General features: G+C 57.0%; 27 protein-coding genes. 16 read left to right on the forward strand and 11 right to left on the reverse strand.

Translation table 11 applies throughout. The features are described 5' to 3' along the window. The first annotated feature begins 7 nt into the window (after positions 1–7). The 3 genes from C5Y96_RS11175 to C5Y96_RS11185 all read left to right on the forward strand — a co-directional run bounded on the left by C5Y96_RS11175 (position 8) and on the right by C5Y96_RS11185 (position 1,841). Entirely contained in the window at positions 8–253 is a 246-nt protein-coding gene (locus C5Y96_RS11175; RefSeq protein ID WP_105353130.1) for a hypothetical protein, read from the forward strand. A gap of 30 nt (positions 254–283) precedes the next feature. Next, on the forward strand, positions 284–1,339 hold the full coding sequence (locus tag C5Y96_RS11180) for a hypothetical protein (protein WP_105353132.1): 1,056 nt from the start codon (positions 284–286) through the stop codon (positions 1,337–1,339). Between the two features lie 91 nt (positions 1,340–1,430). Then, positions 1,431–1,841, forward strand: a complete 411-nt coding sequence (locus C5Y96_RS11185) for a GNAT family N-acetyltransferase (protein WP_158261181.1) — start codon at positions 1,431–1,433, stop codon at positions 1,839–1,841. 6 nt (positions 1,842–1,847) lie between these two features. On the opposite strand, the gene C5Y96_RS11190 is transcribed toward C5Y96_RS11185, so the two are convergent. Further along, a complete protein-coding gene (locus C5Y96_RS11190) occupies positions 1,848–2,396 on the reverse strand; it encodes a hypothetical protein (protein WP_105353137.1) in 549 nt (182 codons plus the stop codon). Positions 2,397–2,560: 164 nt separating this feature from the next. Here C5Y96_RS11190 and C5Y96_RS11195 point away from each other — a divergent pair, with 164 nt between their 5' ends. From C5Y96_RS11195 to C5Y96_RS11205, 3 genes are all read left to right on the forward strand, one after another. Further along, a complete protein-coding gene (locus tag C5Y96_RS11195) occupies positions 2,561–3,094 on the forward strand; it encodes a hypothetical protein (protein ID WP_105353139.1) in 534 nt (177 codons plus the stop codon). Positions 3,095–3,107: 13 nt separating this feature from the next. Beyond that, positions 3,108–3,575, forward strand: coding sequence for an NUDIX domain-containing protein (locus C5Y96_RS11200; protein WP_105353140.1), 468 nt, complete (start codon positions 3,108–3,110; stop codon positions 3,573–3,575). Positions 3,576–3,721: 146 nt separating this feature from the next. Next, positions 3,722–4,585 (forward strand): deoxyribonuclease IV, encoded by an 864-nt coding sequence (locus tag C5Y96_RS11205; RefSeq protein WP_233198913.1) that lies wholly within the window; start codon positions 3,722–3,724, stop codon positions 4,583–4,585. Positions 4,586–4,644: 59 nt separating this feature from the next. Here the strand turns inward: C5Y96_RS11205 and C5Y96_RS11210 are convergent, their stop codons facing one another. Then, on the reverse strand, positions 4,645–5,223 hold the full coding sequence (locus C5Y96_RS11210; protein WP_158261182.1) for a PH domain-containing protein: 579 nt from the start codon (positions 5,221–5,223) through the stop codon (positions 4,645–4,647). A 340-nt stretch (positions 5,224–5,563) separates the two neighbouring features. Here C5Y96_RS11210 and nrdR point away from each other — a divergent pair, with 340 nt between their 5' ends. Both nrdR and C5Y96_RS11220 read left to right on the forward strand, forming a co-directional pair. Further along, entirely contained in the window at positions 5,564–6,046 is a 483-nt protein-coding gene (gene nrdR, locus C5Y96_RS11215) for a transcriptional regulator NrdR (RefSeq protein ID WP_105353142.1), read from the forward strand. Positions 6,047–6,080: 34 nt separating this feature from the next. Next, the gene (locus tag C5Y96_RS11220) at positions 6,081–7,022 is read left to right on the forward strand and encodes a hypothetical protein (RefSeq protein ID WP_146115625.1); all 942 of its coding nucleotides are present in this window, start codon (positions 6,081–6,083) and stop codon (positions 7,020–7,022) included. 10 nt (positions 7,023–7,032) lie between these two features. On the opposite strand, the gene C5Y96_RS11225 is transcribed toward C5Y96_RS11220, so the two are convergent. From C5Y96_RS11225 to C5Y96_RS11240, 4 genes are all read right to left on the reverse strand, one after another. After that, positions 7,033–8,055, reverse strand: coding sequence for an alpha/beta hydrolase (locus tag C5Y96_RS11225; protein WP_105353144.1), 1,023 nt, complete (start codon positions 8,053–8,055; stop codon positions 7,033–7,035). Positions 8,056–8,150: 95 nt separating this feature from the next. After that, complete coding sequence (locus tag C5Y96_RS11230) at positions 8,151–9,155, reverse strand: polyprenyl synthetase family protein (protein WP_233198914.1); 1,005 nt, start codon at positions 9,153–9,155, stop codon at positions 8,151–8,153. A 19-nt stretch (positions 9,156–9,174) separates the two neighbouring features. Further along, positions 9,175–9,666: a cyclic pyranopterin monophosphate synthase MoaC gene (gene moaC / locus C5Y96_RS11235; RefSeq protein WP_105353145.1), complete on the reverse strand. Its 492-nt coding sequence runs from the start codon at positions 9,664–9,666 to the stop codon at positions 9,175–9,177. Positions 9,667–10,200: 534 nt separating this feature from the next. Further along, the gene (locus C5Y96_RS11240) at positions 10,201–10,773 is read right to left on the reverse strand and encodes a helix-turn-helix domain-containing protein (protein ID WP_105353146.1); all 573 of its coding nucleotides are present in this window, start codon (positions 10,771–10,773) and stop codon (positions 10,201–10,203) included. An 877-nt stretch (positions 10,774–11,650) separates the two neighbouring features. Between C5Y96_RS11240 and C5Y96_RS11245 the strand changes: the two genes are divergently transcribed. From C5Y96_RS11245 to C5Y96_RS11265, 5 genes are all read left to right on the forward strand, one after another. Continuing rightward, entirely contained in the window at positions 11,651–12,553 is a 903-nt protein-coding gene (locus C5Y96_RS11245) for a hypothetical protein (protein ID WP_105353147.1), read from the forward strand. A 62-nt stretch (positions 12,554–12,615) separates the two neighbouring features. Then, positions 12,616–13,527: a hypothetical protein gene (locus C5Y96_RS11250; RefSeq protein WP_105353149.1), complete on the forward strand. Its 912-nt coding sequence runs from the start codon at positions 12,616–12,618 to the stop codon at positions 13,525–13,527. 111 nt (positions 13,528–13,638) lie between these two features. Beyond that, positions 13,639–14,589, forward strand: a complete 951-nt coding sequence (locus C5Y96_RS11255) for a hypothetical protein (RefSeq protein ID WP_105353152.1) — start codon at positions 13,639–13,641, stop codon at positions 14,587–14,589. A 142-nt stretch (positions 14,590–14,731) separates the two neighbouring features. Beyond that, a complete protein-coding gene (locus C5Y96_RS27765) occupies positions 14,732–15,406 on the forward strand; it encodes a hypothetical protein (RefSeq protein ID WP_233198916.1) in 675 nt (224 codons plus the stop codon). A 22-nt stretch (positions 15,407–15,428) separates the two neighbouring features. Continuing rightward, complete coding sequence (locus tag C5Y96_RS11265; protein WP_233198929.1) at positions 15,429–15,830, forward strand: cell division protein ZipA C-terminal FtsZ-binding domain-containing protein; 402 nt, start codon at positions 15,429–15,431, stop codon at positions 15,828–15,830. A 19-nt stretch (positions 15,831–15,849) separates the two neighbouring features. On the opposite strand, the gene smc is transcribed toward C5Y96_RS11265, so the two are convergent. The 5 genes from smc to C5Y96_RS11290 form a co-directional block, all read right to left on the reverse strand. After that, positions 15,850–19,452, reverse strand: coding sequence for a chromosome segregation protein SMC (gene smc, locus C5Y96_RS11270; protein WP_105353158.1), 3,603 nt, complete (start codon positions 19,450–19,452; stop codon positions 15,850–15,852). Between the two features lie 60 nt (positions 19,453–19,512). Next, positions 19,513–21,336, reverse strand: a complete 1,824-nt coding sequence (locus tag C5Y96_RS11275) for a flagellar basal body P-ring protein FlgI (protein ID WP_105353160.1) — start codon at positions 21,334–21,336, stop codon at positions 19,513–19,515. Between the two features lie 127 nt (positions 21,337–21,463). Continuing rightward, on the reverse strand, positions 21,464–21,712 hold the full coding sequence (yidD, locus tag C5Y96_RS11280) for a membrane protein insertion efficiency factor YidD (protein ID WP_105353162.1): 249 nt from the start codon (positions 21,710–21,712) through the stop codon (positions 21,464–21,466). Beyond that, entirely contained in the window at positions 21,709–22,131 is a 423-nt protein-coding gene (rnpA, locus tag C5Y96_RS11285) for a ribonuclease P protein component (RefSeq protein WP_105353164.1), read from the reverse strand. The genes yidD and rnpA overlap by 4 nt, the downstream gene beginning before the upstream one ends. 15 nt (positions 22,132–22,146) lie before the next feature. Then, complete coding sequence (locus C5Y96_RS11290; protein ID WP_105353166.1) at positions 22,147–23,118, reverse strand: DnaJ C-terminal domain-containing protein; 972 nt, start codon at positions 23,116–23,118, stop codon at positions 22,147–22,149. A gap of 214 nt (positions 23,119–23,332) precedes the next feature. On the opposite strand from C5Y96_RS11290, the gene C5Y96_RS11295 reads away from it, so the two are divergent. From C5Y96_RS11295 to C5Y96_RS11305, 3 genes are all read left to right on the forward strand, one after another. Further along, positions 23,333–24,859: a hypothetical protein gene (locus C5Y96_RS11295; protein ID WP_105353168.1), complete on the forward strand. Its 1,527-nt coding sequence runs from the start codon at positions 23,333–23,335 to the stop codon at positions 24,857–24,859. Positions 24,860–25,122: 263 nt separating this feature from the next. Beyond that, positions 25,123–26,028: an alpha/beta fold hydrolase gene (locus C5Y96_RS11300; RefSeq protein WP_105353170.1), complete on the forward strand. Its 906-nt coding sequence runs from the start codon at positions 25,123–25,125 to the stop codon at positions 26,026–26,028. Next, the gene (locus tag C5Y96_RS11305; RefSeq protein WP_105353173.1) at positions 26,025–26,882 is read left to right on the forward strand and encodes a triphosphoribosyl-dephospho-CoA synthase; all 858 of its coding nucleotides are present in this window, start codon (positions 26,025–26,027) and stop codon (positions 26,880–26,882) included. Before C5Y96_RS11300 ends, C5Y96_RS11305 begins: the two co-directional genes overlap by 4 nt. Positions 26,883–26,895: the final 13 nt, after the last annotated feature.

Raw genomic sequence — 26,895 nt, forward strand, 5'->3', positions numbered from 1 at the left:
CCATCTTATGAGCGAACCTAAACCACCTCCTAGTCGCGAAGAATTGGTTCGAGGGTTTTGGTCGGATGTACGCAAGGGCCTGATCAATTCGTATAGGCACTCACAGGAAAGTGCCGACTTCGGCATTGGACGCTACCGACTGGAAACCGAAGACCGCAAGGTCGGTGACGCCGTTTACAACCAAGGGGTCGAGCTCACAACAGAAGTGGTGCATCGGATCATCGAGCATGGTCTCCCCGAAGTCATAAGTTAGCAACACGATTTACCAGCCAGGAACTTACAAATGAACTTTCTGTATTGGATTGGCCTGCTTCTCACCCTGATCGCTGGCGTCTTGATTGGTCTCGTCTTGTATTATTTTGTGGGACAAGAAGGTGTCTTCAAATTCATATCGGTTGCAATCGCCGGTGGTTTCGGCGGCATGATTCACGGATTGATCGAGGACGGCGGCTCCGGGAAGTTACGCATGCCTCGCAGCGAAATCACCACCGACAATGACACCGTCGCAGATCTTGGGATCATTGGTGAGTGGCTCGTGGGCATGATGGGAGCCATCGTCAGTATCCTGGTCATCGCCGTTTTTCTCGGATCTGATCCCTTCACGGACCCCAATTCTCCCGTCAGCGTCTTCCGGCTTATCGCCTTTGGGGCCCTGGCAGGGTTCGCCGCCCGCCAGTTCCTGCCGAACCTGGCCAAGAAATTCTCGGATCAATTGAATGAAGAGTTTAAGACCCACACCAACGCCGCTGAGAAGAAAATCAAGGATACGGCCGCAACGTCTACGGCACGGCAGGAAGCACTTGTTGAACAGACCCGTATCGCCACCCGATCTCAAGAGAACGTAGCGGCTTTTCTAGCGCAGGGTGAATTCAACTTAGAAACCCTCGAACCGCTCGTACAACAGTTCACGGCCATAACGCACCAATCTCATCCCGAATATCGCGAACGCGTTCGGGCGATGATGAATGTTGCCGATCAAATGGCTGAACTTACGCCGCCGACTCCAGCCGTTAAGCAGGTTATTGCACAGCATATTACTTCGGCACAGCAGAAAGCATGGCTGCTCCCGTTGTCGACCATAATTGCCTCGAAGCCTGAAGAAGGGGATGCGATCTGCCTATTGGATGCCTATGACAGGGCTCTGAGCGACGCGGCTGTACGTGATGTAAGTAAGTTCATCTTGTATCGTATCTTGCTGGCGATCATGGCCCTGTCGGATGCGTTTCTACTTTCGGACGAGCAAAAGCCGCGGGCTCAGCAAATCGCCCAGGCCTGCCAGTTGATCGACGACAAGAGCCTGGCCAAACGAGCTGAAGTTGTCTTGGAGATGCTGAAATAGAAAGTCCGATGCAATCGACGAGCAGGCAATACCATCTGGTATGATCACGGCACTGAACATCCGTTTTCCGTGCATCCGTCGAGCGAGCATCATGCAAGTCGAACAAGCCACTCCCAAAACCGATGGCGTCGAAGACGCCGTGATCGCCATCCTTTCGCAGAATGCCCAGGCCACTGGCTTTCCGTTTCGGCCAGAGCCGGTTGTGCTGAAGATCGAAGAAGAGGGGAGGGTGATCGCCGGACTGGTGGGCTTTACAAACTGGGAGTGGCTCTATATCGAGACGCTGGCGGTGGATGCCGCGTATCGCGGGAAAGGTCTCGGAAGCAAGCTCGTTGAGCAGGCCGAGCGAATCGCACTCGAACGAGCCTGCCGCGGTGTCTGGGTCGATACGTTTACGTTTCAGTCGCCAGAGTTTTATTCGCGACTTGGGTACAAGCCGTTTGGTCAGCTAGAGGACTTCCCGCAAGGGCAGCGGCGGATCTTTCTGCGGAAGCTGCTGTAGCGGGCTTCAGTCGATCGATACCGAACGATGCTTGAAGTGCAGAATGGCCTGGTTGGGTGACAGGTTAAAGATGGCGCGGGGGTTGGCGATCCAGCGGTCGCCATCGTATTCAAAGACACCCGTCGCGGCCCGGAGATTGCCGACGGCCTCGACCTCTTCCATGTCTCCTCCTTCGATGGCTTCGAACCGTACGGTCAAAGAGACGAACGCGCGCAACAGACCGTACTCTTCATCGCAGGCATATTGAACGTCGTCGCCAAACTCGCAATCGACCCAGCGCAAACCGCGTGGCTTGCCACTGGCAGCGGCGGCTTTCAAGAATTCAGCCTCCAACCACTCTCGGCGGAGACGGAACCGCTGCTTGGCTTGCTCCTGATTCTTGCTGCTCAGTCGGTACCGGCGACGACCGCGGATCCACTCCACCAATCCCCACGTACCTATCAAAACGACGAGGACCACAATCGAGACCCAAATTGAGATCCACATCGTCCACATGGTCATCATCCTCAGCCAAAAGTCGACTTGGGCATTGCCCAGAAAAGCTAGTAGGGGCATCACCCATTCGAAACCATTAAGATGCATTTAATTCTAAGGACGACCAGCCCATAAATACAACGAGTTTTAACGCAACTTGACCAATGCTGGCACGTGCGGCGTCAAGAAGCTACCATAGTCGCCAATTCGCTGTCTTATCAAAACTCTTTCCTTTGCGTCATCGTATGTCTTCCGCTCCGGAGCCAGCTCAGGCCGCATCGCCCAACGAAGAACCCTTATTCTTCGTCAAGATTCCCGAAGGGCAGATTTTCGGTCCGATTCCCTCAAAGGAACTGGATAAGTGGGTGATGGATGGACGCATCGATCGCCAATGCGAACTGCGCAAGGCAGACTCCGCGGTCTGGGAAAAATCGGATCACAGATACCCGGTTTTAGCCCTGCCAGAGCAAGTCGGCTCAGGCTCACCCTTTCACCAGGTCCGTCTCAGTGAAACGAATGCTCCGTATCAGGTTCCTCATCGCGGAATTCCCAGCCTGATCTTGGCCCTGATTGGACTTTTAGGCGTCTGCCCTATCTTCAGCATCGCGGCCTGGAGCATGGCCCACTCCGACCTGGAAGAAATCGACAAGAAGCATATGAACCCCAGCGGCCGAGCCCTGTTACTTTGGGCCAACTACTTGGGCATGGCGGGCGTCATCGGCTATGGCGTTCTGTTCCTGGGCTTCCTGATGGTGGCAATTCTACGGTTCTTGCTGTAGGAGAGGTTAGCCCATGGCCCAGTCCAAACAAAGTGCCGGTCTGCTGATGGTTCGCTGGCACAATGACCAATGCCAGGTTCTGCTCGGCCACCCAGGCGGACCATACTTTCAGAAGAAAGACGCTGGCGTCTGGTCGATTCCCAAAGGAGAGCCGGAAGAAGGGGAAGACTATCTGCATGCCGCGCAGCGCGAGTTCCACGAAGAAACAGGCCTCACGGCAGTTGGGCCGTTCACCGAACTAACACCTATCCAGCAGAAGGGTGGCAAGACCGTCCATGCCTGGGCGTTTAAAGGAGACTGCGATCCGGCGGCCCTCACCTCAAACACGTTTGCGATGGAGTGGCCTCCCAAGTCAGGTCGACAAGTCGAGTTTCCCGAGATCGATCGCGCCGAGTTCTTCGACTTGCCGGTGGCCCGGCAGAAGATCAATCCGGCTCAGGTTGCTTTGCTGGATGAACTGGCCGAAAAGTTTGCTCGTTAGCGTCACTGGTAGCGAGTCGAGGCATGTTTTGCTAGGCTACCTCGCCAACAAGAATTCATTCCAGCGACCTTGAACTAACCTCGCAGCAAGCCTTTTTTGAACATCTCGCTTGTCGTGCCCTGTCGCGAACAGAATAGGATCACCTCATGAGTCAAATGCCCCCCATCGGTGCCCACATGTCGATCGCCGGCGGCTATTACAAGGCCGTCGAAGCTGCTGCTGAAGTGGATATGAATGTGGTGCAACTGTTCTGCAAGAACAACAACCAGTGGCGGGCCAAGGATATCACCGACAAGGACGTGGCGTTGTTTCAGGATGCGTTGGCCAAGCACAACGTCGGTGCGCCCCTTTGTCATGCCTCGTACCTGATTAACCTGGCTTCCCCCAAGGAGGAACTGTGGGAGAAGTCCGTGGAAGGGCTGCGGGTCGAGATGCTGCGGTGCGAGCAACTCGGCATTCCGAACCTGGTGTTTCACCCCGGTGCCCACATGGAAGCGACGCTCGAAGAAGGAATCGAGCGAATCGTGAAGGCGATCGACGAGCTTCACAAGCTGCTGCCGGATTGCCCGGTGACGCTACTGCTGGAAACGACCGCAGGGCAGGGAAGCTCGATCGGGCACAAGTTCGAGCACCTGCAATCGATTCTGGAAGGGGTGCAAGAAGGGGAACGCGTGGCGGTGTGCCTGGACACGTGTCATATCTTCGCCGCTGGCTATCCGATCTCGGATGAGAAAGACTTCAAAGCGACGTTCAAGGATTTCGACAAGCTGATCGGCTTCGACAAGCTGCGCGGCATTCACCTGAACGACAGCAAGAAGGACCTCGGATCGCGGGTCGACCGTCACGATCATATCGGTGAAGGAAAGATCGGCGTCGAGGCGTTTCGGCACATGCTCAACGACCGCCGCTTCAAGAAGATTCCCATGTACCTGGAAACGCCCAAAGGGGAAGAAGACGGTGTGCTGAACGACGCCAAGAACCTGGCAACACTACGCTCGCTGATCAAATAGGTCCGCGGCCGTAGGGTGCGGTTCGCCTGAAACGCACCCTACAAATGCTTGATTCTGCGTTACACCGATTCGATGTAGACACCGCGGCGGTCGCGTTGTTCCTGGCGGGCATCGTCGATCAGCAAAGCAACCCTCTTCACGTCTTTGATGCCGGGAATGCGAAGCTCGGGATGGGTGCGATCGCTGGAAGTGATTTTGATCGTACCGACGTTGAACATACGATCGAGGATCCCTTGTTCGACGGTCACGTCGTCGATATCGATCACTTCGATCCGGTCTGTCGTGCGTTTGATGACGCCGTATTCGTGAATGAAACGACGCGTCGTCAGTTCGTACGCGACCCCCATTTTGATCCACCAAACGCGGATAAACTGGGCGATCCACAGCACGGGAATCGCCAGCAGGATCCAAGGAATAAGTACGCCGCCGACGATCAAGCCGACGGTAATCAGAGACAGGATCATGAAGCTTCCGCTCTGATCGACGGCCGAGTAACCGCCGCTCCAGATATGCTCGTCCGGGCCGCCGCCCCCAGACTTCCGTTTACCAGCGGTAAACTTTTCGCCAGGGTCCTGGTTACCGGCATCCATAGCGGCGTCGTGCGGGTTACCGGCATCGTTGGGGTTGCTCGCGTCCATCGTACAATTCCTTCCCAATGGAAAAAGCAGGTGGGCCTGCGTGGTTCTTGTTAGAAGAGGGGGGACCTCTGAGCGAATATTCGCAAAAACGAGGCCAATCTTGATCCTTTTCCCGGCCATTATAGAGTTTCTGCAGGGGCAAAAAAGCGTCCCGGCGACGGGTTTCTTTAGATGCATGCCGCCTAATAAGTTGCTGGAATTGCGAGTTATCTTGTTTGCTGATGAAGACTTAGCTTGCTCAATTTGAAAGTACAGGCCAAACTATGAAGATTGAAGTAGTTTCCCTGGCGGTGACCGCGCACTTTTTTTGTTCGCATCATCGTGATATCGAGTAAGCCCTATGCGATGCCCGTTCTGTCGAGCCGACAACGACCGTGTGATTGACTCACGCGCAAGCCAGGACAGTTTCTCGATTCGACGCCGGCGCGAGTGCCTGGCGTGCAAGCGGCGCTACACTACGTACGAACGGGTCGAAGAACTCGACATCAAAATCGTCAAGAAAGACAACGTCCGGGAACCCTTCCACCCCGAAAAGATCAAACGCGGCCTGTCGCTGGCCTGCTGGAAACGACCGATCAGCGAAGCCCAAATCGAAGCGATCGTGGCGGCTGTGGAAAGCGAGATCTACTCGCAGTACGAAGGGGAAGTCGAAAGCCGCCTGATCGGCGAGATGGTCATGCAGCATTTGCACGCAATCGACCAGGTCGCCTACGTCCGCTTCGCCAGCGTCTATCGAGAATTCAAAGACGTACGCGACTTTGTGGACGAGTTGCAACCGATGCTGAAGAAGTACGCCCCGAGCGTGCCGAAGCCGTCTTCGTAAGTGTTTGGCGATACGCCGGGACCGTTGCGGTTTGATGAACTCCTACGATGGCGTAAGCAGTTCTGAGACGATCGAGAACGGCTTGCATTCCGTACCTCAGAAATCGCCGTCACCCTCTTGGCTTTTGATGGCCAGTTCCCTCTGGGTCATCGGACTTTTCCTGTGGCAGGGCGGTTTGCGTCTGGGGGAAGCGGCGGCCGCCGTCAACAACTATTCTAGCGTTAGTGTAGGACTCGTCGCGGCCTGGTGTTTTGCCGTTGCGGTCAACCAGTGCCTAGGCGTCTTCCGAAGATACCAAATCGCCGTGGTGTTAGTAATTGGCCAGATATTTCTAATGCTGCTTCTACTGCTGGGGGGATACGGAAGACTTGTCTACCGTGGGCGTGAGCCAACCGGAGAGGACATCATCGTCATACTCACGGGACTTGGGTTGGGTCTATGCCTTGGCCTCGATATCGCTTGGCTGAACAAACTGCGAGAAAGCGTGAAGACAGGACACGTTCATCGGCCACCATTGCGTTTCACAATCGGGCATCTAACGGGATGCTTGATTGTTATGGGTTGCATTTTTGGAATCGCCAGGGCCCGGTACGTCGATCGATACCATGACCGCGGCCACGGAATTGCTCGAGAAAAAGCCCCGATATTGCTACCGGCGGACGCCTCTGAAATCACCTACACGGTCCAATCGAACACTTATCTGGATTGCGACTTCGCTACCTCAGAAGAAGCGTTTACTTCCTGGTTTGAAAGCGAGTTGCCTGAGAAACGACCTGAGTGCCGGGGAGTTCCTCTTCAGCCGATCACCCTGCCGGTGGACGTTCGCCGCTATTTTCACGAAGGAAGAGGAAACCGCAAGTTCAATATCGTGGATGGATTGCACGCGACTTGGCGCGTCGGTGGAATCCAGTACGAAGTGACCTTTGACCGTCAGGATCAGCGAGGATTCTATCGCAATCGCATCGCCAGAGACTAACGCTTGCTCGTCATTTCGTCTCGTACCCTTCCCACATCCAAACCAGCGTGTCACCCAGGGTCTGTTCGAAGACCTTCTTATCGCAGTGCCGGGTCGCCTTGCTGAAGATGTAACGGTAGTCGTAACCTTTGGCCTTCAGGGCGGCGGCGGTTCGGTTGTTGGCCATCACCCAGTTGTGGTAGGTCTCTTCCGGGTCATTGGCTCGGTTGTCGTTCTCCGCCACGTGAGTGAAGATCCGTAGCGGCTTCTTTTCGCTGTTTTCGATCAGTTTCATGCTCGAATGATACTCCCACGCGCCAAGTGGGTAGTCTTTCTCTTGGGGTGCGTCGTCGTCTTGCTGATCGACGAAGGTACCAGAGTAGGTGATCAAGCGGCGGAATAGATCAGGGCGGAACCAACCGGCCGTCAGCGCCGCGGCTCCACCGGAGCTACAACCCATGATCCCTTTGCCCCAGGGATCTTCGGTGAAGGCAATGTTGGGGTACGCGGCTTTGATTTCAGGATTATTCAGCACGGCTGGTAGGACTTCTTCGTTGATGAACCGGGCATGGCGGTCCGACATGGTGTCGTACTCTAGACCGCGCTGGCTTCCTTTACCGTCGTTGCCTCCGTTTTGCACGCCAATGGCAATGAACGCCGGCAGTTTGCGTTTGGGGTCTTTCGAGATCGTCAGGTTGTCTAGCGCGTTACGAACCAGGTCCAATCGGCTGGGGCCATCCAACGTGACCAGGATCGGGGCCTTGGTGCCGTCCTCATAGGCGGCCGGGACATAGACAAAGATCTTCCGTTCGGTACGCACATCCTTTTTCGGATCGAGCGTCGTGTCTTTGCCATCGAAGAGCTTGCTCTCGGCCAACGGCATCGAGAACGTGAAATACTTCCCCTTGGGATTGCCTTGGTCGGTCAGGTCAGGATCGACATGATAGTCAGGGCCGATCACGAAGTCGCCGTTGCCGGAAATTTCTGCGGCATGACTGGAAAGCGGAAGAATGGTAGCTAGAAAGGCCAGGGCCAAGAGGGGCAGGTATCGCATGGTGAGATATCGCAGGTGAGGGGAGTGAAAGGACGGAGCATTTCCCCTCTAGCATATTCCACATCGAATCGCCGCGAAAGCATTGCCCAGGCGGGTTAGTAGCAGCGTTTGAGAACGAACTCGGCCAGTTGACGCAGCGCAGCCGTCGCGTCGGTGGCTGGCCATTGGGCGATGTTGGCCAGAGCCGTTTCTACGTGGCGAATGGCCGTCTGCCGGGCATAAGCCGCGCTGTCGAATTCTTCGAGCCAGGCCATTACCTGGGCAGGATCAGGGGACTCGGCTTGCAGAGCGGCCAGCATCTCTTCCCTGGTTTCTGGTGAAGCGACCTTGAGCGCGTGAATGATCGGCAGGGTCGGCTTGCGCTGGGCCAGATCGGTACCGAGAGTCTTCCCGGTGCTATCGGTGTCTCCTTCGATATCGAGAAGATCATCGACAATCTGGAAAGCAACACCCAGGCAGCGACCATATTCCGCAGCCTGCTTGGCGGCTTCCGGCGGGGCTTCGGCATAGATCGCCCCCAGTTCGCAAGCACACTGGCACAGGACGGCCGTCTTAGCTTCGATGATCGAGAGGTATTCTTCTTCGCTCAGATCAAAGCGTCCTTTGGTGGTGATCTGCCGTAGCTCCCCTTCACACACGATGTTGGTCGCCTGACCGATCTTCTGTGCGGCCAACGTGGTGGGCAGCGTGCTGGCCAGGTAGAACGCGTGAGTGAACAGGAAGTCCCCCACAAGCACGCTCGACTCGGTCCCCCAGCGATGATGAATCGTTTCCAGATGACGCCGCGTTTCAGCACCATCGAGCACGTCGTCGTGGATCAGCGTGGCCGTGTGAACCATTTCCAGAACCGCACCCAGCTTATGGTGGCTGGGGGTGACATTGCTGAAGGCCTGGCCGCATAGCAGCACCAGGGCAGGGCGGAGGCGTTTACCACCTAGCAGATATCCATACGAAACAATGTCGCTAACCTTGGGAAACTTCGACGACATCTCCCGCTTCAAAATCGCTTCAACTTCCGCCAGGTCGTCACCGATTCCACCGTAACAACGCATCAATGCTTCGGCACTGGGAGCGGCTTGAGTCTGATTCGCAGGATTCACGATGGTCTCGATTCGCTTTCTAATCGGCTTTAGGTTCAGGCTCTCGTTGGAAGGTCCCCGACTTGCCCCCTGACTTCTTCATCAGGCGGACATGTTCGATTTCCATTCCTCGGTCGATTGCCTTGCACATGTCGTAAATGGTTAACGCGGCTACCGAAGCAGCCGCCATCGCTTCCATCTCGACGCCTGTTTTGGCCGTGACCCGAGCGGTGGCGGTCACCACCAAGCGGGTAGCATCGGCAAACTCGAATGCCACTTCGATGCTTTCCAGCGGCAGTCCATGGCACAGGGGAATCAGTTCGTCGGTTCGCTTGGCGGCCATAATGCCGGCCAAGCGTGCCACTTGCAGCACTTCCCCTTTTTTATTTCGGTTATCGCGGATCGCCTCTGCGGTAGCGGCTTCCATTTTTACGCAAGCCTGGGCAACCGCCTCGCGATGGGTGGCTTCCTTCTGCCCGACGTCGACCATTTTCGCCGCGCCCGAGCGATCCAAATGGGTGAAATCCGCCATCAAGCCCTCACACGTAAAATCACGAATGCCTCCATGTTAAGACGATTCGCGATTCTTCAGAAGGGGCGCAGACAACGTTTTCTGCGGATGGAAGCCTCGGTCACCCGCGAACCAATCTTCGCAATGCCCATCAGCCCCCTTATCCCTAACCAGAACCGCAGCTCGTCCGAACAGGTTAACCCGAATGTTGAGGGGGTTTTCATCCGCTAAACAACCGCTGGGCTAGGAGGTGCTTCCCTTACCGGTTGGCAGAGCCCATCTCAACAGACTGCACATAACGCGCAACCCAAGCTTGTTCTACGCTTGTTCACGCAACCTGGCAACCTGGGTAAGGCCCGCAAAACGTAAGCGCTTCCCCTAGTTGCGAGGGGCTACTACCGCAGCGAAGTCGCCCCCTGTGCGATCCTCATCACTTATCGCTGCTTACGCCAACTGGCTGCTCTGCGCCATCCAAGAACGAAAAAAAGACGCCGCGACTTGCATCGTGGCGTCCTTTTTTAAGCTCGGATTGTGGTAACCCCGAAGTTACTGGTCTTAGACCAATTCCTTCTTAGCACCGATCAAAGTTCGCAGACGTTCGGCCAGCAGAGCCGCATCAAACGGCTTCTTGAACGTCTCATTGATCGTGGATCGATCGAAGCTCATCGAGCTTCCATCGTCGGGCAGCAAGGCGATCAGAATCGTTTCCGCGAAGTCCGGATTCCGACGCAGATTCTGGCAAATCTGCAATGCCTCGATACGACCGATCGAGAAATCCACGATAATGCAGTCCGGATGGAAACCTTCGGCTTGAATCCCGGCTTCAAAACCACTCGCGGCCACGCAGACCTTGAATGCTTTCTCCAACGGAAGTTCACGACGCAGATTTTCCACCAACACTTGGTCCTGAGCTACGATCAGCACCTTGGCCATGGCTTCGTCTTCCAAGTCGCCAAGGGGCATGCCGTGTTCTTTCAGGAACTTGATCAAATATTCCCGCGGGATTCGACGATCCTGGGAACCAGGAATGCGATACCCTTTGAGGCGGCCCGAATCAAACCACTTGCTCACAGTGCGGGGGGCCACTTTGCAGATCTTTGCGACCTGTCCTGTTGTGAAGACCTTCATCACAGGCTCTCCATTACTCTTTCGTTGAGTTGACCTCCACTGTGTTTCCGGTTCTGGCGGAAACACGAAAATCGCCCCTCATCTTCCACTCAGACTCCTCTGGCGATCCCTCGCACTCGGCTATGGGTAGAGTCTTCGTTTTCAATGTCTGGGTCAGGGCGCTACAAACGCTGCTTCTCTCGTGGCTCGTACTCAGATCCTTCTGAACCGCGCCTTCAAGGCGGAAACCGGATCCACTACTCACGACTTGGTTTGATCGGCTGTTCTAAAAGAACAAACCTCGCTCACCTTTTCGCAGCGGCTCGGCGATGCGGTGACCAATGGGAGAATCCCAAACAGAACAACTCACGCACTGACGAGGTCACGCCACTGCGAAAGCTTCAGCTTGTTAAAGATTCCCCCCTTGGCCGGCTGCTTCATCACACCGACTGCAACAAGTGCTGCAATCGGGAAGTGTGTAACAAACCTTCCGAAGGTTAATTTCGATGTTTTGGGGGGTGTTTCTTTAGCATCTTTCCGATCTGTTTGCTGCGATCTTTAAAATCGCCACCAGCGGCACCGACAGATTGTACGTCCTGTTCCGGTTTTAACGGTGCGATGAGTCGCTAGCGATCCTACCCGGTGGTATGGAATTATTCGCAAGCGCTGATCAAAAGACCATCGCCGCTAATAGGTATTATCCGGCGGTTGGCCGCAGCCTGATGGCCGTAGTGCTTCATTGTTTAAAGACAAAATATTCGCGGCTCGGTTCGACATGACTTCGTACGACAACAAGAACATCGCTGTTCAAATGTTTGCCGGCAGAAACCATGGCACTTGCTAGCATCGGCGATTATTTTCTTGGGAAGTTCATCTCGTTACTTATGTGCGCCGCTCGATGCCTGACACGTCACTACCGCCGATCAAGGCCGTTCTCAATGCATCCCTCGCGATCGCAGGCGGAATCGCATGCGCGGCCCTGGCTGCGTATCAGATGCGTGAAGGAGGAGCCGCACTCGTTGTGGGGCTATTTGGCTTGTGCGTGGGCCTGACGCTCATCGTGACGCATTATTGGGGGCTCTTTCATCGCCGGCCTACCTGGCTGCTGGTAGCCACCATCGCCACCATCCCGGCATTTGTATACGTCGGGCGAAGCCTTCCCGCGGTGATCGAAAGCCTGTTCGAGCTGCCGGAAGTGGTCGTCTGGTATTTCCTGCCAGTGGTATCCTTCACGGCGGCCCTGGGTCTGGCGCTGCCATGCGTTTGGGAAACTGCTCACTGGCAAATGGTCTTGAAGAAAGCCGAAGACCGTGGCCATAGTCCCTCAGGATTTCAGGCGATCTCGCTGAAAGAAATGCTGGCTGCGGTTGCCATCATCGGGCTGATCATCGCACCTACCAGCTTTGCCATACAGAGTGATCCATTTCTGTACCTGGAAGACGTTCCCACGACGGCGGCACCGGTGTCGCTGCCGCCCGAGGGCACCAACATGCGGTTTCATCGAAACGCCTATGGAGTCATCCTGGCCTCTTTCCAAGTGAAAGAGGAAGACCTGCTCAAATGGATCGAAGAAAGGAAACAAGTACCCGGCAACCTCGGCTTTCGCCCGCGGCCGATGCCGGTGGGTTACTCGGTGATGTTGCCCTCTGGCTACAAGAATGGCATCGTCCAACACGAATTTGTTGAATTCGACGACGCCTATCACATCTACTGGGACAACAACGGCTGGCGTCACGAGGTAAGCTACAGCCCTTCTCATCAGACCGCGATTTATATCGAGCGCGAGCCGTTCGGTTTTTAAGCTGCTGTTGGAATCGCCACCAAACATTCGCCTCATTCCGCAGTGTCACGTATCCTAGCGAGATGGACAGAAACCCACCCTTTCCCCAGCCTTCGATCCTTCACCAGGCATCCGCCGTCCTGGTGATCGTAGCTTGCCTGGCACTTACGGCGATCTGCGTGGTGGGGCTCACTTCAGCCGATCCACACGACTCGGTTTGCGCGATGATCTTGTGCCCCTGGCCGGCGCTTCTGGCTGGGTTGCAGTACTGGGGAGCTTTTCGCTACGGTAAGATCTCCACGGCCTGGGTGTTCGTCGGGCTCGCCCTCTTCAGTTGTCTGCTCTTCTTGGCCGGAATCCAATTACTTTCCGTAGTCGTGCCGAGCCGTAACGGGTATGCCGGCGCGTTGAATTTTTCAGCGGTTCTGATCGCGACTCTCCTCATTAGCAGTGGTGTCACGATCAGCAACTGGTCCTGGTTTCTTGAGCTTAAACAGGCAGAGGATCTCGGCCTGACTCCTCCCCGGCGAGTAGGTATCTCTTTAAAAGACCTGATGCTAAGCGTGCTGGCAGTCAGTGTGGTGGTCGGTGTATTCAGCTTTTTCTATCGAGAAACACCCACACCAAATTTCGGACGCGTGAACAATGCGGCCGATGCGCCGATGTCACTGCCTGCAGGCTCAAGGCAAATCGTCTACTGGAAGGGTGCCAACGAGACCGTTTTTCAGTGCCAGGCCAATGAACAAGCGTTTCTCGAATGGTTCGACGCAGGCGTCGGCTCCTTCGAGGCACGCTCGGCGGAACTTCCACTGCAGCCCATCACTTCGCGAACCTCGCTAGAACGGCTGACCCATGTTTTTGAAAAGGACTACCTCTACGAACGCTATTCCAGTACGGCTGGCTGGAACTATCGCTGGCGAATGGAAGACCGCAGCCTGACCATTACGTACGATCGAACCACACAGCAGGTCTTCTGCCGTTCCACAAGCCGCTGAGCCCTAGGCATCCCCTCAGCTTTTCTTGCGGTGGGTTCAACCTCCGTTTAGATTGGACCTCTGTCATTTCCCGTTTCAGGGACAGCACGCTTATTTCCGGAACCTGCGTCGATGGATAACCCGCAGCACAATACACCCCAACAGCTAGAACCAGCCCCGCTTCGTCCGTCGGTGGCATTGATCGTGATTTCGGTTATCAACATGGTCATAGCTGCCGTGGCGGCTAGTGTCTCGATGGTGGTGCTGGAACTGCTTTGGCCGCATTCCCTCAGCTACAACGCACTACTTCTGCTGGCCTGGGCTCTGCTTACCATCATCGCCCAATACCTCGGGACGTTTCATCAGAACTCGCATGGCGCGTGGCTCTCGGTTTGGGGAAGCTCACTTTGCTGTGCGATGCTCCATCTCGCGATCGTAATTCTGCACTTGATAGACATCGATTCCAACGAACCCATTTCGACCGAAATCTGGGGCCGTGAGCAATCCGTCGTCTGGACGATCATCGGAATGCTGACGATCGCATCGCTCTGGTTCAACGGACGATGGGCCTGGAAGCTCAAGAAGTTTTCCGAGCAGAACCCTACCAAGAAGCGTCTCGTCGTTTCCCTGCGAGAGATCATGGCCCTGTGCGTGGTGCTGGGGCTGATCATGATTCCGGCCACCTATCGGGCTCACGCGAACCAATCGGTATACCGAGCCAATGTCGCCGTAGCGGATGCTCCCTTTTCGGTGCCAGACGCGGCCCAGGCCATCACCTACGAGCGCGACCGCAGTGGGCTGCTTCTGGCCAGCTACGAGATGCAAGAGGCCCCATTTCGAGCATGGCTATCGAACCATGACTCGGTGGTATCAAAAAACGACGGACGATGGGAAGAACTAGCAAGTGCCGTCAACGCAACGTCCCCTAGCCCCAATCGATTGCCATGGATTCTCTCTTATGGAAACGAAATGATCGCCGACGGTTTTCGCGTGATCTGGCAAGCAGATGGGCTCTATCATTTCATCATCTACGATCGCACTATCGGAGTTGCCTACTACGAGCAGCAACCCATTCCCGAATAGCACATCCACCAAGAACGCTTGTCGTGTCCGACATGCATGGCGATACACCACGTTGATAAAAGCAGATTCGATTTATTCATGGGTTCTCAGAAAGGTCTGCTATAATCGCGGCCAGTCCAACACCATTCTCGAAGGACGAGCCATGCTCGATCGTCTCCTTCTCATCTCGCTGATCTTGTGCCTGCTGGCAGGCTGTAACCGTGAGGAGCCTACGTTGTCTGAAGAAAACCCGCTCGATGGTTTCTACCTCAGCACCAGCAGCCAATCGCAAGCCCGCGCCGATGCCGTGCTGCCCTCGCAGGGAAGCGAAGATGTCAGCCACCTATTGGGCACGATTGCCCATCCCGGCGCGACCGCACCCAGTTGGGAACGTGAAGAGTACCTGCCTGAGGAAGCCACCGACTGGATCGTCGACGTTCAATTCCCCGCAGGCAGCGTCTTCGACGTTCAGCGTCTGGATCAGCCATTCGATAAAACCTTCCGCGAAGAGCACGGCGGACTGACCCTATACGGCAAAGACGCCGCCACCGGTTCGTGGACCTTTCTGATCTCGGCCGATGGCCCGTCCGAGGTCACCGGTCTGAAGATTGCCTGGGACTACTTCTCGGCCTGGAAAGACGATGCCGAAGTCGCGACCGCCGCAAAGTATCAGGCACGGCTCGATGGCATCAAGTCGGCACTGGCCAGCGACAGCATCGAAGCAACCATCCAAGCCGACACGCACCCCCGAAGAAGCTGCCGCACGGACCCTCTACCTGTCACGGCTACCAGAACAAGTCGATCGCACGATTGTCTTTCTCGTAGTCGCACCGGATGAAAAGCTGTTCGAAGGGCGTGAGATCTGGGACGTCATGCTGTACCTGGGACTAACCTGGGGAGACATGGACTGCTTCCACTGGATCAATCCCACCGGCATCGGCGACGACTATTACTTCAGCGTCGAAACCTCAACCCCGCCTGGCTACTTCCTGCCCGAAGAGATCGCCGCAGGGCGTCTCCAAACGCAGGACCTCGCCTTCCTGTTCAGTCTTCCTCGCGCGGCCGCACCGTCGACCATCGCCGAGCGGATGCGCAAAGCGGTCGAGTATGTCCAGTCACGTCTTGGGGGCGAGATCGTTTACATGATCGACGATGAAGAAGTCGACTTCGATTCCGCGATGCAGGAAATCAAACGCATTGAGGCCGAACTAACCGAGCAAGGTTTTCCACCCGGCAGCGAAGCGGCGCTGCGATTCTTTTAGATAGCAGGGCAGTCAGGCACTAAGCCACCGAGATATCGCCGTCGCCTGTTTCGTTGACGTCGTCGAACTGCACGCTGACGCGTTTCGAGATGCCGGACTCTTGCATGGTCACCCCGTGCAGGGTCGTGGCGGCGGCCATGGTGGCTTTCGAGTGGCTCACGATCACAAAGCGGGTCCAATCCAAAAAGCCGTTCAGAACGTCGACAAAGCGGCCGATGTTGGCTTCGTCGAGCGGGCCGTCCACTTCGTCCAGAATACAGAACGGGCTGGGACGGAACTGGAAGATGGCCAGCAGCAGCGTGACCGCCGTCAGGGCACGTTCGCCACCGGAAAGCAGCGAGATGTTGAGCGAGCTCTTCCCAGGGGGCGTGGCGATGACATCGATGCCAGCTTCCAGGATATCGACCCCTTCTTCGATGATAATATCGGCCGAACCACCGCCGAACACGCGGCGGAACATCACCTGGAAGTTGCTGCGAACCGTTTCCAAAGTCTCCTCGAACAGTCGGCGGCTGTCGATGTTGATCTTGCTGATGATCTTCTCGAGCGATTCCTTCGCTTCAGTCAGGTCTTTTAGCTGACCATCGAGTTGCTCGAAGCGGGCCTGGAACTCGTCGAGCTCCTTGAGCGCTTCCATGTTGACCGAACCGATGTTGCTGATCTTCCGCCGCAGGTCGGCAATCTCTTCGTCGATCGCGGCCCGGTCCCCGGGCAGTTCGATCTCCTGGATATCGAGTTCGACTTCTGAGATCTCGATCTGATAGTCGTCGCGCAGACGCCGCTCGAGCGTGCTCCGTTCGTGCCGCAGATCGGTGAAGGCAAGTTCCTTGCGGTGCAGTTGATCGTCGGCCGTACGCTGCTTCTGACGGGCCTCGACCAGGCGGGCCGTGTGCTCTGACTTCGCTTTCTCCAGTTCTTTCCGGGCTGCCCGCTCGGTTGTCAGTTGTTCCTGCGACTCGGTCAATTGCAGCATCGCCGAGGCGTACTCGCTAGTTGCCCGTAAGATTTCCAACTGCTGATTCTCGAGCTTGGTACGATTCTGGTCGATCGAGGCGTGAATCTCTTGGATGGCCGCCTTGCGTTCGTCGAGGTTCGCTTGCAGCCGCTCGCTGCTGGCCTGGTGAGCTTCGACCTGCTGCTCGGCTCGGGCCAGTTCCACCTTTAGGCCGGTGATCTGGCTGCGGCTATCGCTCAGGCTCGCTTCCAGTTCGCCGAGAACCTGCGTCAGGCCTTCGCTGTCGCGTTCGAGCTGGGCGATCGTTTCTCGGGTCGACGTGAGCTCTTGTTCTTTCTCGGCCAACTGCTTCTGGTCGTTCTCGATGCGAACGGTAATCGTTTCGCGCTGTTCGACACGCTTGGCTAGTTCGCTGTCGGCATCGGTAATGCGTGACTCAAGCCGCTGCTTCACCAACCGGTGCTCAGTCAGCACCGACGAGGCCTCTTGCTGCTGACCGACCAGGTCTTCCAAGGCTTGCTTCTGCTGGGCAACGGCGGTCTGAACTTCTTCCAGGATCGCTTGCTTTTTCTCGAGGGCCTGCTGCAGCTTGTCGACTTCATTGCGCAGGGCTCGCAGTTCGCTTCGCCGCGAGATAATACCACCGATATTGGTCGTGGGCCCGGCATAAACGCGGCCGTCCGCTTCCAGCATCTCGCCGTCGCGCGTAACAAAGCGAAGCGGCTGCTTGTAACGCTTCTTCAGTTCCAGCGCACTGCGGGCATTGTCGACGAACCAGATGCCACCCAGCAGGAACGACGCCACCGGTTGGAATTCGTCTTCCGCTTCGACAAAGTCGAGGGCATTCCCCATCACGCCCGGTTCGTGCCGCAGCCCAGGCGGCTCTGCATTATCGCGAGCCGGTAGTGACTGCATATCGAGCAGGCCAACACGGCCAGGGAAGATCACTTCTCGCTCAAGCACTTGCTGCAGTAGCTCGCCGTTTTCCAGAATCACCAGCTGGGCCGAATCCCCCAGGGCGATTTCAATCAGCCGGGCATATTCAACATCGACACGCACCACGTCGGCCACCAGGCCGATCACCGACTGAAACAGCGGTAGCCGTTCGACGCGTGCTCGGGACAAGATTTCTTTGACGCCAGAGTTCACCCCTTCGCTGGTGCGTTCCAGTTCATCCAGCACCGAGGCACGTTCCGCGGCTACGGCTCGGCGGCGGGACAGGGCATCGAGGTCGGCTTGAATGTCTTTCGCTTCCAGTTCCTGCTTCCGCAGCGAACCCTTCGCATCGGTCACGTCGGCCTGGGCGGTCGAGAGGTGCTCGATCAGGCCCCCTTCGTCCTGAGTCAACTGAGCGAGCTCGCTACGATGCTCTCCCAGACGCGTCTCGTCGCGCTCGATGCTCTTTTCAATCGCTTCCAACTGGTTCTGATCGCTCTCGATGCGGGCCTTCACCGCACCCAAGGCGTTGTCGAGCGTCGAGACATGCCGCAGCAGTTCCAGGTGCTGCTGCCGGTTGGCTTCCCCTTGCTCGCGTCTGGCTTCGATCTCGGTCTGTACTTCCTGGGTAGCCGCCTCGACACTTTCCAGGTCGGCCGAAACGACGTCGCGTTGCGTCTTCGCTTTAGAAAGATCGTGCTGCGAAGTCGAAAAGTCGGTGGTCAGCGCCCGCAATGAACCGAAGTTACGGACCAGGCTCACCGACAACGACGTCGATTCCTGCTCTAGATCCTTCAGCAGCCGATACTGCATGCCCGACGAAGAGTGCAGGGTAGCCAGCCGCTGGGCGAGCTTGGCGTGCTGCTCTTCCTTCTGCGTCAGGCCGGCCTGCATCTCGAACAGCTTCGCTTCCGCTCCTTCGAGGCCAGCTTCCGCCGTCGAGATGACTTCCTGAGCATTGGCTTGATCTTTACGAAGCGCTTCGAGTTCACTCGAATACTGCTCGACCCGGACCGACAGGCTGTTCCAGTCCTCCATTCCCACGACGGTGCGCAGCAGCTGCAGTCGCTCGGTGTATTCGCGGTACTTCTGAGCTTTGCCGGCCTGGGCTTTGATGCTGCGATAGCGGGAGCCAACTTCTTCAACGATGTCCGACAGCCGCACCAGGTTCTGGTCAACCCGGTCGAGCCGCCGCTGCGTCTCCAGCTTCTTAGCCTTGAAGCGGCTGATACCGGCGGCTTCTTCAAACACGGCTCGGCGATCGCGCGGCGATGCCTGGAGCAGCGTATCGACCTTTCCCTGCTCGATGATGCTGTAGGCGTCGGTGCCGATACCGGTTCCGCGGCACAGGTCCTTCACGTCACGCAGGCGGCAGGGATGCCGATTGATGAGATACTCGCCTTCACCACTACGAAACACACGCCGCGTGACGTGGACTTCGGGGGCATCGATCGGCAAGGTCCCTTCGGCGTTATCGAAGATGATGGTCGCCTCGGCGGCGTTCATCGGCTTACGGCCATGGGCGCTAGAGCCTTTGAAGATGACGTCGGCCATCTCCTTGCCACGCAGGCTCTTGGCACTCTGTTCCCCGAGAACCCACTTGATCGCATCGACGATATTCGATTTGCCGGAACCGTTGGGGCCGACAACGACCGTAATTCCCGCGGGGAATTCCAGACGAGTCTTGTCGGCAAAACTCTTAAAGCCGTGAAGCTCTAAGGCTTTCAGCATATTCGGCTCCGACCCAGGGGCAGATTAAAGGGACACAGTGGATAAACACTCCAGAGTCCTCTAATCGAACGACGGGATCAAGGTGTCATCCCCTTCCGCGTAGGTGGTTACTTCGGAAGACTCTTCGGTTTTGGCAGATTCTGACGACTGGGAGAAGTTATCCGTGAGGTTTTCGTCCTCGTCCGACTCCTGGGCCATCAGCTCTTCCGAGCGGACATAATTGCGGTCAGGACGCGGCATCGCATTCACCTCGACACGAGCGGTCAGGTACCCCTCGTTACGCAGGGCGAAGATATTTCGGACGATCTCGCCATAGCCACACTCGATCTCGGTGAGGGCCTTGATGACTTCCTTCAGGTCGTTCGAGCATTCCTTATCCAGCTCGCCACCCCCTGGCTGGAAGCGGGTAACGGTGACCTTACGATGCCCAGACGAGCGGATCGTGAGACCATTCTGCCCGACGAAGGCCACATCGCCGTTAAGACGCACGTCGGTCCCGAAGATGGCAATTTCAGGCCGGTCCTTCAAACGGAAGTGAACCATCGGCGAGGATGCCGATCGCACGTGATGCAACTGCACATGGTTATCCAACAGTTCGCCAGCGATCGATGGCAACTGATTCGATCGCTTCTTCAGCTGATCGAAAGCACCATAGCGAGCTTCGGCACTTTCTTCGTGCAGCAGGCCTTCCAGGCTGTCGATCACATCCAAGTCGTCAAACGAGCCAAGCGCTTGCAACGCACGAAAACGGAAGCCGTTGTTGGTGCGGGCCGCCTCGGTAAGAGGCTCGATACAGGCCGAATCGTTCAGGTAAGCCAAGGCTTCCGCCGAGCAAAAACGAACCAATTCGTTTTGCGATTCGAGCCCCTTCTTCAGCGATGGGATCGCTTCTTTGCCAATTGCTTCCAGCTTGAGCGCACCTGCCTGAGCGGTTGATTCTTCCAGCAATTCGGCTTCACACTCGGCCAGGTAGCGTTGACGGAATTCCGTCGATCGCGAAAGCGGGATGAAGCGAATGACCCGTACGTAACGCGAAATACTGTCTTTGTAACGCGGGTGAATGTCCAGCGTGATCAACTTGTCGGTCATCGGCGTGGCGACCCCTTGCTTGGTCCCTTCGCGGTACATGTGGAAGCGGTTGTTGATCGCGGCACCGATCGAGGCACTCGCAGCGATCGAGACCTCTCCTTCGATCAGGCCGAGTGCCAGCGGGCGTTCTTCCAACATTACAGCTCCACCCAGGATGTGGCCGCGTCGCATGTTTGCCTTGCTGCTGTTTCCTTCGATCACGCTGTCCAATACGACTGGTCCCGAGGCCATCGCGATGTCGTTGCCTTTGCGTGCTCGGCCACCCAGGAAGGCCATTTCCGACATTCGGGTTGATGGCGAATAGCCGTTTTCCAGGCTGGTCGTATCGGTCTCGGGCGGGGCGAAGACGACGACGTCGATTGTATCCCCTTTGCGTGCTCCTGGTGGAATGATCGCTTCCATCATGACCAAAGCCGTATGCGGCGAGGCCAGCCACTGTTGTGGTTGATCGACTTGCAGGACTCGCATTTCGTTGAGCAAAAGATCGCGGGCCTGCGAAGGTGGAGGATCGCTACCGGTGCCATGAAGCCCCGTGACGAGCGTCACCCCTTTGATCTTGGCGTTGTTCATGCCACCAGGAACGGTCAGATCCCCGACGGTCCGGATCTTTTCCCAGTCGTGCGAAGGCTCGTCTTTTTCCTTGTCGTCGCTAGACCAGGGATTGAGATAGCTCATCGACGAACCACTGTCGCTGGTCCACGGGGCAGTACACCCCGAGGTGAGGATAACCCCAACCGCGATCAGGCCAAGTGTCGAAAAAAGGTAAGCCGTATGAGAGCGTCCGTGCCGTGGCATTGGATTGCTGGTCCGTCAAAAACCTACGGTAGTAGTCCGAAGAATTCCCTTCCCCCGGATCTAGATGCGGCAAAGAGTAGGAAAATCTGATAGCACGATCAAGAGCAATTTCCCATTCGGTTTAGGCTTACGGCGGGTCGAAGCCGCTTTTACAGAAGGGGTTACAGCGCAAAATCCGGTACGCGCCGCGCAGGGCCCCCGAAATAGGGCCATACTTTCGCACGGCACCAATAAAGTAGTTGCTGCACGTTGGGTAGAAGCGGCACGACTGTCCGATCCAAGGACTGAGCGTGTACTGATAGCACCGCACGGCGAAGATCATCACCTCGGACAGCAGTGCTTGCCAGCCCTGGTAAAGGAATCGTAGGTAGATCATCCGCGCGGCCTTCCTCCCGGAGGCTGGCCTTCCGTCGGTGGGGTCTGCTGGCTGTGATTTCGCTTCCACTTTCTGGCAGCGCGATGCGCCAACTGCACCAGGCCATTTTCGAGTTCCTCGAAGCTCGGATGCTTCTTCGATTGTGGCAGCACGACGAAATCGAACCCGCTGGGAAGTTTTTCGCGGTTGAGCCGAAACGCCTCGCGCAGACGCCGCTTCCAGCGATTGCGCTGGACCGCGTTGCCGATCTTCTTTTTCGCAACGACCAGCCCCATGCGGCACACGCCGAGCGAATTCTTGGCGGCGTACACCACCAACCAGCCGTTACCAGCCGAGGCGCGGCGTGTGAACACCGCGTCGAACTCGGTTGGGGTCTTCAGACGTAGCTGAGGCGGAAACCGATGAGACTTCTCCGTCACTCGCTTTCCTTTCCGCTACCAGCTAAGGTCCTTGCGGGGATCTTCCGCGTGATCTTCGGCGAACTTCTCGACGGCCTGCTTCAACTCTTCGGTCGGTTTCTCAGGCAGGGCAATCTGCAAAACAACGTACAAGTCCCCCGCATCCCCCGAGGTCGCTGGCACGCCCTGGCCGCGCACACGAAGCCGCTTTCCGCTGGAACTACCGGCCGGGATCTTCATGGTCACGGTACCCCCTGGTGTCGGGACATCGATCGAACCACCCAGCATGGCCTCGGCCAACGAGACCGGTACGGTGACTTCCAGGTCTTTGCCGTTGCGTTTGAAGTATTTGTGAGCCTGGACATGGATCCGAATCAACAGGTCGCCGGCCGGCCCACCGTTGGGGCCGGGGTCCCCTTGGCCGCGAAGACGGATCTTCTTGCCGTCTTCAATGCCAGGAGGAATCTTGGCCGTCAGCCGTTCCATCTCGCCACCAGGCCGGCGGACGTTCAGGTTGATCTCGCCCCCTTCCATGGCTTGCTTGAAGGGAACGGTCACGTCGTGCTGAATGTCGTTACCACGCACCGGCTGGGCATGACGTCGACGACCGCCGCCACCGCCGCCCCCCATGCCACCAAAAATGTCCGAGAGGTCTGGCCCACCGCCGCCACCGAAAAGATCTCCGAGGTCGAACTCAAACTGCCCACCACCGGGGCCGCCGCCAGCGGAGCGCCATTGATGAAAACCGCCAGGACCGCCGCCACCAGGACCAGGGCCGGCTCCCATGTTCTCGAAATTGCTGCCGAACTGGTCGTATTTCTTCCGCTTTTCAGCGTCGCCGATCACATCGTAGGCGTTCTGAATCTCTTTGAACTTCGTATGAGCCGCTTTATCGTCCGGGTTGAGGTCCGGATGATACTTCTGGGCCATTTTCTTATAGGCCTTGCGGATCTCTTCCGGCGTAGCGGATCGTGAGACACCCAGAATCTTGTAGTAATCGTCAGCCATGAACTTCTTGTTTTTCGTCTAACTGGTTTCCTGAAAACAACTTCCAACAACAACCCTATTCCCTTTCCCTTGAAGGGAGAGGGTTAGGAATCGTAATAAGGCGTGTGACTTCTGCAAGCTATTCTATACTTGGAAGCCGCTCTGGGGAGAGCGGCCGATTATCCCAGATTTGCCCGGCAAACACACGCACTGGTTTCCGGAAACTTCCGCCGCTATGCATTTATCCCATATATTCGCCGCCGTTCGCGTCATCTTGCTGCTCATCCTCTTGGCAGCACCGGCCACCGTGCTGGGTGCCTATGCTGAATACGAGCTGCGCGTGGTCGACGCCCAAACACAGTTGCCCTGCTCGGCCAAGATTCGCATTACCAACTCGCGCAATGCCCCCCAGCGGATCGACGGGGCGTTGATGATCGATGGGACAGCCTACTTTACCGGCAGCTTGAAAATGAAGCTCAGGCCGGGACAGTACCAATTCCGGCTCGATGCCGGCCCCGAATATCCCTTCATGGAAGGGAATTTCATCCTCAATTCTGGCGATGCTGACAGCCGCACGATCGAGCTCAAACGTTTTATCGACATGAAAAACGAAGGCTGGTACCCCGGTAACATGGCATTATCCGGCCGTACCAACGACCTGGAAACGATCATGCTGGCCGACGATCTGGTGCTGGGCAATCACATTACCTGGAACAACCAAATCAATCCTTGGGCCGGCAAGCCGATCACCTCACCCCTCAATGAATTCGGGGCCTTTCGTTCGCTGTGGGAGATGGGAGGAGAAGACGCCAGGGCAGGGGGCAAGCTTTGGTTTGCCCGCATGAAAGAGCCTCTGCCGGTGCAGCGACTTCAGCCAGAATACCCGGCGGCAACGTTTTTCCAGGGGGACCTGGGTTCGGCCCACGTCTCCGCTGCCAGTCCGCTGGAACCTGATCTGCCGCTGTGGATCGCCCATGACTTGCTCAATTCGGTCTGCATCCTGGGACCGGAAATCGAAGCCTACCAGTTCGGTGCCAAACACCCGTTGGCCGACCAGGCGGCAGAAATTCGTAAAGGAGACGTCACCGGCAAGGCCCGCCTGGCCCTCGATGTCTACTACAAGTTGCTGGAAACCGGCATTCGTATCACACCTGCGGCCGCGAACGGGACCAATGAAGAAGGCAAATCGTCGCGTCTGGATCGTGTTTACGCCAAGGTCGACGGCAATTTCTCGCCGGATGCGTGGTGGGATGCAGTCGATGCCGGAAATGTTTTCGTCACCAATGGACCGCTGCTCAGGGCGACCGTCGAAGGATACCCGCCAGGGCACGTTTTCCCGATCAATATCGGCGAAAAGCACGAGTTTCAAATCGCTTTGAGCCTGGCAACCCGGCAGACGATCGCCTACCTGGAAGTGATCAAAAATGGCGAAAAGGACCTGGAAATCTCGCTCGACGAGTACAAGGATCGCCGCGGGGTGCTGCCGCCGGTGACGTTTACCGATTCGGGCTGGTTCCTGGTGCGCGTCGTCACCCAGGAAGCTGGCTACTTTCAATACGCCACGACCGCTCCGTTCTACGTCGAAGCCAACGGCCAGCCGCGAATCAGCAAATCGGCCGCCGAATTCTTCCGCGACTGGGTCTTTCGCCGGGCCATGAACATCGATCTGCCTGATGGAGACCAGCGAAACGAAATCATCGACTTGCAGCGCGATGCCCGTGATTTCTGGCAAAAACGAGCCAAGATGGCCAACGCGCCGTAATGCCTTGGTTATGCCCACCGGGTGCCACGTCCCAAGTCTTCTTGGGCGTGCGGTTCCCGTGCGAGCCTCACGCCTGGTGCAATTCGTTGACGCTGCGCATACCCCACGCTCGAAATCGGCCCCCTTACCCTAACCCTCTCCCCCGCAGACGGTGGCGAGGGGACCAGATTCAAGGTTGTTTGACCAGAACTTAGCGGTCTAGTTATGTTGGCGTGACCCGGTAAACTAGGAGTTTCGATCCTCCAGCGAGACTCCATCAGACTATGTCATCGTCGGCCGACTGGCGCAAGTTGTACCCGTTTTCGTCGCATTACCTGACGCTGCCTGATGCGCGGATGCACTACGTCGACGAAGGTTCCGGCGAGCCCATGCTGATGGTGCACGGCAACCCGACCTGGTCGTTCTACTGGCGAAACATCGTTACCCAGTTTCGCGATTCCCACCGCATGGTGGCCGTCGATCACATCGGGTGCGGGCCTAGTGACAAACCGCAGCAGTACAACTACCGTCTCCAGCAGCATATCGACAACCTGGTGGCCCTGATCGACCACCTCGACCTGACGAATATCAATCTGCTGGTACACGACTGGGGCGGAGCCATTGGGCTGGGTGCGGCATTGGCTCGACCCGAGCGGTTTGCCCGGCTAGTGCTGTTCAACACAGCCGCGTTTCCCCCACCGTATTGTCCGCTGCGCATTCGTGCGTGCCGCATACCTATGTTCGGCCCCTGGATGGTTCGTACATTCAATGCCTTCGCTCGGCCCGCATTGACCATGGCCACCGAAAAGCCAGAACGCTTCACGCCCGACGTGCGTGCCGGCTACATTGCCCCGTACGACAACTACGCCAACCGCATCGCGACCGCGCGCTTCGTGCAGGATATTCCTCTTTCCAAGAGCCACCCCACGTATGCCGTGCTCGAGCGAATCGAGCAAGAACTGCCCAGCTTGTCGCATCTTCCCATTCAACTGATTTGGGGAGGCAAAGACTGGTGTTTCCGGCTGGAGTGCCTGGACCGATTCCAAACGATCTGGCCGACCGCCAGGGGCACCATTTTCAACGATGCAGGGCACTACGTTGTGGAAGACGCCAGCGAACGCATCGAGCCGCTGCTGCGTGATTTCCTGAAGCAGGCCCCGACGCCCGTCGCAGCCGAGACGCCGCGATGAACGCACCGCAAGGACTTACCATTGGCCAGTTGGCATCGCTGGCATGTACGCTGGAAGTATGTGCCCCCAAGCCTGGCAACGTGCATCGCAGCGCCGACTTTGAAGACGTCACGCTGCAAGACTTTCTCGCCAGTGCGATCGCCATCGGTCCGGTCTTCGATCAGGCCCCGTCTCTCTCGCTCGGGCAGCTTATCCTGCAAAGTGTCGCCGCAACGTCGCGTATGACCCGCACGAACACCAACCTCGGCATGCTCCTCTTGATGGCTCCTTTGGCGATGCCCCAGGACGCCGCCAACTTGCAGCAAGACGCTGCCGCAGCGATCGAGAACTCGACAGCCCAGGATGCCGCCGATATCTATGCGGCAATCAATCTGGCCAAGCCCGGCGGCATGAATACTTCCGCCGAGCATGACATCGCCGGCAGCGCACCGCCGCACATCCTGGACGCGATGAAACTGGCCGCCGATCGTGATTCGATTGCCCGGCAATACACGACTAGCCTGGCCGATTTGTTCGACCAGGTCGTGCCGCTTTTGACCGATACAACTCACAAGCATCTTCCCCTAAGCCAGCGGATTGTCCATACGCATGTCTGCCTGATGGCTCAGATGCCCGATACACTGATTGCCCGTAAAAATGGGGACGAAACGGCCCTGCAGAGTACCATGCTGGCGAAGCGTGTCATCGACGCCGGCCCACCGATGGAAGATGATTACATGCAGCAGCTGGGCAATCTCGATTTCTGGCTGCGATGCAACGGCCACAAGCGAAACCCCGGCACCACCGCCGACCTGATCGCGGCGGGGCTGTTCGTTTGCCTCCGGCAGAAAACGATTGTCGCCCCGTTTGTCTAATTGATTTTCCCCA

It is taken from the genome of Blastopirellula marina (genome assembly GCF_002967715.1).
In the GTDB taxonomy this organism is placed as follows: Bacteria; Planctomycetota; Planctomycetia; order Pirellulales; family Pirellulaceae; genus Bremerella; species Bremerella marina_B.